5 protein-coding genes and 1 pseudogene are annotated in these 5,989 nt (G+C 75.0%); all 6 read right to left on the reverse strand.

Annotated features, from left to right (window positions below; genetic code table 11):
• Positions 1 to 142: 142 nt before the first annotated feature.
• On the reverse strand, positions 143 to 1,018 hold the full coding sequence (locus CKO13_RS10130) for an ExeA family protein (protein WP_200260416.1): 876 nt from the start codon (positions 1,016 to 1,018) through the stop codon (positions 143 to 145).
• Between the two features lie 10 nt (positions 1,019 to 1,028).
• Positions 1,029 to 2,645, reverse strand: coding sequence for a pilus (MSHA type) biogenesis protein MshL (mshL, locus tag CKO13_RS10135; protein ID WP_207132185.1), 1,617 nt, complete (start codon positions 2,643 to 2,645; stop codon positions 1,029 to 1,031).
• The gene (locus CKO13_RS10140) at positions 2,642 to 3,034 is read right to left on the reverse strand and encodes a hypothetical protein (RefSeq protein ID WP_200260422.1); all 393 of its coding nucleotides are present in this window, start codon (positions 3,032 to 3,034) and stop codon (positions 2,642 to 2,644) included. The genes mshL and CKO13_RS10140 overlap by 4 nt, the downstream gene beginning before the upstream one ends.
• The gene (locus CKO13_RS13015) at positions 3,027 to 3,353 is read right to left on the reverse strand and encodes a hypothetical protein (RefSeq protein WP_338034632.1); all 327 of its coding nucleotides are present in this window, start codon (positions 3,351 to 3,353) and stop codon (positions 3,027 to 3,029) included. Before CKO13_RS13015 ends, CKO13_RS10140 begins: the two co-directional genes overlap by 8 nt.
• A 356-nt stretch (positions 3,354 to 3,709) precedes the next feature.
• Complete coding sequence (locus tag CKO13_RS13020; protein ID WP_200260425.1) at positions 3,710 to 5,239, reverse strand: PilN domain-containing protein; 1,530 nt, start codon at positions 5,237 to 5,239, stop codon at positions 3,710 to 3,712.
• Positions 5,240 to 5,290: 51 nt separating this feature from the next.
• Positions 5,291 to 5,989: pseudogene (locus tag CKO13_RS10150) on the reverse strand (ExeM/NucH family extracellular endonuclease); the annotation flags it as partial.

Raw genomic sequence — 5,989 nt, forward strand, 5'->3', positions numbered from 1 at the left:
CCCCAGAGCGCACAGCGCCACCACCGCCGCCGGCGCCGCGGGGCGACCTGGAAGGCGGCCTGCACGCCGGAGACGGCGCTGCCCTCGCCGCCGCCGTCCGCCTGGCGGCGCTGGACGTCGTCGAGGACGTCGCCGAGCAGGCTCACGCCGCCGCCTCCCGCCGGCCCTGCAGGCGCCGGCGCAGCCGCCCGAGGGCCGAGCCGCGGCGGGCGACGGCGTCGGTATCGGCGATGGCCCGGGCGATGTGGCGGCGGCGGACGCGCTGCTCGCCCTCGCCGTAGGCGACGAGCAGGCCCTTGTGGGCGAGGGTGTTCACCAGCCGCGGCACCCCCTCGGCGGCGCGGCCGATGAGCCGCACGGCGCGCCGCGAGAAGAGCGCCCGGCCGCGGTAGCCGGCGGTCTGCAGGCGGTGCTGGAGGTAGTCGTCGACCATCCGCCGCGGCAGCGGCTCGAGGCGGTGGGCGAAGCTGCAGCGCTGGCGGAGCTGGCGCAGGTGCGGCTGGGCGAGGCGCTCGTCGAGCTCCGGCTGGCCGACGAGGACGACGTGGAGGAGCTTGTCCTGGTCCCCCTCGAGGTTGGTGAGCAGGCGCACCATCTCCAGGCTCTCGTCGGGCATGACCTGGGCCTCGTCGATGAGCAGCACCGCCCGGCGCCCCTCGGCGGCGAGGGCCTGGAGGCGGTCGTGGAGCTGGGTCAGCAGCGCGTGGGCGTCGCCGTCGCCCGGCTGCACGGCGCCGAGCTCGCGGGCGGCCACCTGGCGCAGGGACTCGGGGTCGAGGGCGGGGTTGGGGATGGCGGCCACCACCCAGTCGTCGCCGAGCTCGTTGCGCAGCATCCGGCACAGGAGCGTCTTGCCCGTGCCCACCTCGCCGGTCAGGCGGATGAAGCCCTCGCCGTTGGCCAGCGCCGTGCGCACGACCTCGAGGGCCTGGCGGTGGCCGGCGCGGGTGTAGAAGTACTCGGTGTTCGGGGTCAGCTGGAAGGGGTAGGCCTCGAGGCCGAAGTGCTCCAGGTACATACTGCCTTTCCTACTCCGTGTAGCGCTGCTGCAGGTGCTCGGAGCGCTCCTCGAGCCGCTCGGCCCAGGTGCCCTGCTCCACCACGCGGGGCCGCAGGAGGATGACCAGCTCGTACTCCTGGGTCTGCTGGCGCTGCTGGGTGAAGAGCCAGCCGAGCAGCGGGATCCGGCCGAGCAGCGGCACCCGCGAGGTAGCCGTCTCCTCGCGCTCGTCGATGAGCCCGCCGATGACAATCATCTCGCCGTCGCGGGCGCGGACCAGGGCGTCCGCCTGGCGGACGTCGCTCTCGGCGAGCCGGAAGGAGATCGTGTCCTCGCCGCTGAGCTGCAGGCTCCGGGCGACGTCCTCGACCTGGGTCACCGAGGGCTGGATGTGCAGGGTGATCCAGCCGTCCTCGCCGACCTGCGGGGTCACGTCGAGGGCGACGCCGGAGAAGAAGGGCTCGAACTCCGGCTCGAGCTCGGTGAGCAGCTGGTCGTTGACCGTGCGCCGGTCGATGTTGATGTCGGTCTGGTAGAAGGAGTCGGTGCCCGCCTTGATCACCGCCTTCTGGTTGTTGAGCGTCGACACCCGGGGGCTGGAGAGGACCTGCAGGTCGCCGCGGCGCTCGAGGATACTGAGCACGCCCGTGAAGCTCGCCGGCCCGTCCTGCCCCTCGCCGCTGCCGCGGAAGACGTTCAGCTCGAAGGTGCCCTCCGTACCCACGGCGGCCTCGCCGGTGGCGCTCACCGAGCCGCTGAGCACCCGGCCGGCGTCGCTGCCGAGGGCGCTCCAGTCGATCCCGGCCCGGAAGCCGTCGCTGAGCTCCACCTCGACGATGCGCGCCTCGAGGATGACCTGGCGGTTGAGGCTGCGCTGGAGGCGGCCGACGTACGCCTCGACCTTGCGCAGGGTCGCCGGCAGGGCGCGCACGGCCAGGGTGCCGGCCTCGGGGCTGGCGACCACCGAGGCCCCCTCGTGGCCGCTGAGCATGCGCTCGACGGTCTCCTCGATGTCGCTCCACAGCGCCGACTTCGAGCTCGTCTCGACCTCGCTGCCGCTGCCGCCGCCGTTACCGTCACCGCCGCCCTCGCCGCTGATATCCCCCGAGCTGATCCGCGTGCTCGAGCTCCCCGTGCGCTGGACGTTGAGGTAGTCGAGCTCGAAGAGCCGGGAGTCGAGCCGCGCCGGGGTGACCGTGTAGGCGGTCTCGGTGCGCCGGATCTGGTAGCCGTAGACCTGCTCGACGGTGGCCATGATCTCGGGGACGGCGACGTCGCGCAGGGTCAGGGAGACGGTGCCCTCGACCTCCGGGTCGACGACGACGTTGTAGGGGGTGTCCTCGACGACGCCGTGGAAGAACTCCCGGGCCGGGACGTTGTCCACCGTCAGGTCGAAGCGCGGCTGCTCGGCGCGCAGGGCCGAGGGGGCCAGGGCGCTGGGTGCGCGCAGGGCCGAGGCCACCGAATCGGGGGGCGTCGGGTCGAGCTCGGCGGCCTCCGGCGCCTCCCCCTGCGGGAGATCGAGGCGCTCGCGGACCTGCTCGGCCCGCTCCTCGCCGCTGCGCGGCGCCCCCGCGCAGGCGCTCAGCAGCGCGGCGGCGAGCAGCAGCGCCCCGCCCCTGGAGCGGCGCAGCAAGCGGATCACGGCAGCTTTCCCCACGGCACCTTCCCCTGCGGCTGCGCCGGCGAGCGGCGGCGCATCTCCACGCCGTGGCCGATCACCGGCACGGTGTACGTCGTCTCGTCGGCAACCAGGTCGACACTGCTCGCGCCGATCCGGCGCAGGCGCAGCCCCTCGACCTCGGCGCCGAGGCGGTACCAGCGCCCCTCGATGAGCGCCCGGCGGCGCGCCCGCTCCAGGCGGACCATCGCCACCTCCGGCAGCTCCTCGGCGTCGATCCCGGCAGCGCCGCCGCCGCGCCCCGGCGGGCGCGTCGGATCCCCCCAGCCGGGCTCGAGGGCCGCCGCGGCCAGGGGCGCCGCCGCGGCCGCGAGGACCGCCAGGCGCAGGAGGAGCCGCGCTCCGCTAGACACCGATCCACGCCTCATAGCCGGAGAGGGTGCTGAGCTCCAGGGTCACCCGGGCCTGCGGATACGTCTCGACCTGGTACGTCATCGACTGCCAGTTAAACTGCCAATCTAGGGATTCTACGGATTGCAGATACGCAGTGACAGCACGGTAGCTCGCCCGCACGACGAGGCGCACGGTGTGGCGGTAGATGGGCGGCAGCGGCGCCTCGCCGTCCTCCCCCGGCGATTGCGGGGCGACGAGCTGCTCCGGGGGGAGCTGCTCCAGGCGCACGAGGGTGACCCCCTCCTGCTCCGCGACCAGGGCCTCGAGGACCGCGCGCATGCGCGCCGGCTCGATGAGATCCGGCAGCCGCTTGGCGTAGCGCGCCTCCCAGTCGGCCAGCTCCGCCTCGAGGGCCTCGATCTCGGCGGCCAGCTCCTCGTCGGGGTCGCCCTGGAGCTCGGCCTGCAGGCGCTCGCGCCGCGCCCGCCCCTGCTCGATCTCGGCGCTGACCGTCTCGATCCGCTGCGCCGTGCGCTCGAGCTGCTCCTGGCCCGGCAGCCACGCCCAGTAGTACCAGAGCGCCCCGAGGCCGAGCGCCGCGACCCCGAGGAGCAGGACCCGCTCGCGGCGCGTGCGCGCCTCGAGGGCATCGCGCAGCGGGGCGAGGAGGTCTTGGAGGCGCTGATTCCAGATCGCTACTGCTCCCCTTCGCCGGTATCTGCGGCTATTGTATCTGTGGCGATCCGGAACTCGACGTGCCCCTCGGCGTCGAGGCGCTGCATCCGGAAGTCGGCGAAGCGCGTGCCGCTGAAGGCCGGCTCCCGGGCCAGGGCGTCGAGGAAGCGCGGCACCAGCCGGGGGTGGGTCGCGCGGCCGTGCAGGCGAAGCCGCTCGGCGCCGACGGTGAAGTCGGTCAGCCACAGCCGCGCCACCCGTTGCCGGGCCAGCCCCTCGAGGATCGGCGAGAACCCCTGGCGCTGGCGCTCGCTCATGCCGGCGAGCTCCTCGGCGAAGCGCCGCTTGAGCCGCAGCTCGCGCTCGAGGGCGTCGTAGCGGTCGACGAGGCGCTGGTCCGGCTTGCGCTCGGCGAGGCGCTGCTCCAGCTTGCCGATCTCGGCGACCAGGGCGTCGCGCTGGCGCTCGAGGCCGGCGAGCTCGGCCTCGCGCTCGCCGAGGAGGTAGGCCTGGCCGGCGTAGAGCGCCGCGAGGACGGCGAGGAGGCCGCCGAGGTAGGCGGCCAGGGCCGGGGCCGCGAGCCAGTCGACGCGCTTGGGCGGCGGGACGTAGAAGGAGGCCGTCGCCGGCTGGGCGGCGGGCAGCGCCGCGGCGGCGGCCAGGACCCCGTGCGCCTGCGCCGCCTCGTCGGGCGCCGCCTCGTCCGGCAGGTCGAGGATATGGCCCAGGTCCAGCCGCGCCGCCGGGACCGTGACACCCTCGTTGAGGCGGTCCAGGAGGGGGCCGGGATCGGTCTCGGCGGGCAGCAGCAGGACCTGGGAGGCCTCGACGGAGGCGAGCTGCGCCTCGTAGTAGTCGATGGAGCGCTGCACCTCGAGGACCAGCCCCTCGTAGTCGAGGCTGCTCTGCCGCGCCAGGCGCTCGACGCCGTACTTGTGGGGGCGCGCCAGGTAGAGGTGCTCGCCGCGGCTGATAGCGATGGTCCCGCCGCTGCGGCCGATGAGCACCAGCAGCGAGGCCGGCTCCGGGGCCTGCGCGCCGAGGTTGTGGAGGGCGGCCTCCGGCGGGAGCACCCGCTGCGGCGCGAGGCCGGCCTGCTCGGCGGTGCTGACCAGGGCGTCGATCCGCTGGCTGCGGGCGAGGACCACGGCGACCATGGCCCCGCCCCCCTCCTTGCGGTCGGAGTAGAGGCGGTAGGCGGCTACCCGCGCCTGCTCGAGGGGCGTCGAGCTCGAGTCGCGCACCCGGAAGCGCGCCGCCTCGACGAGCTCCTCGTCGGGGACGCCGGGGATCTCGAGCTGCTGGGTCTGGTAGTCGGCCTCGTCGACGACGAGCGTGGCGGGGGCGCCCTGGAGGTCGTGGGCGTCGACCAGGTGGGCGAGGGCCTCGGCCTGCCCGGCGCTACCCGCCTCGCGCCAGTCGCAGACGGAGAGCGTACGGCCGTCGGCGGCGATCGCGGCGATCGCCACGGAGCGGGCGGTGAAGTGCACGCCGACCCGTACCGAGGGCGCGCTGCCCCGCCCCCATAGGCGCTGAAGACGCTCGAGCACGTAGGGCTCATCCCGCCATCCGCGATGGCTGTTCCGATGAACGGCGCCTTCCTATGGCTCGTGGCCCGGCGCAGCGATCCGGAGATCGACCGCCACCGGGTCGTGGTCCGAGCTGCGGTAAGGGCCGCGGCACCGGCGCGATCCGTCGCCAGCGGCATCGTAGCGCAGAAACCGGGGCTCGTCAGCATTGATCGCCAGGGTGCGCACCGCCGCCGCACGCCCGGCGAGCCGCGGCGGCGCGAGGAGGTGGTGGAGGTAGCCAGCCTCGCCGCGGAAGACGTAGGTGTAGCGCGCGCGCCAGGGCAGGCGCTCGGCGAGCAGGTCGGCGCGCCCGGCGCCGGTCAGGGTGCGGATCGGCTCCTCGGCGCCGTAGGCGTTGAGATCGCCGGTGATCAGCGCCGGGGGGGCGCCGTGGCGCGCGCGCCACGCGGCGAGGAAGCCGTCGAGCGCCTCGGCCTGCTCGACCCTGCGCTCGCTCCAGCACCCCTCGCCGCGGTCGACGTCGCCGCGCTCCGGGCAGCCGCCCTTGGACTTGAGGTGGGCGACGGCCACGGCGAACGGCGCGCCCCCGCCCGCCGGCTCGAAGGCGGCCGCCAGCGGGGGGCGGTGGTGGACGGGGCGCCGGTCCCGGCGCGCCGGGGCCTCGCCGGGGGCCACCCGGTCGGCGCGGTAGGCCAGGGCCACCCGGGTCACGGCGTCGCCCCTCGCCGGGGCGCGGACGAGCCGCCACGGCGCCCCGCTGGCCCGGCG

Origin of the sequence: Halorhodospira neutriphila (assembly GCF_016584055.1) — a bacterium.
In the GTDB taxonomy this organism is placed as follows: Bacteria; Pseudomonadota; Gammaproteobacteria; order Nitrococcales; family Halorhodospiraceae; genus Halorhodospira; species Halorhodospira neutriphila.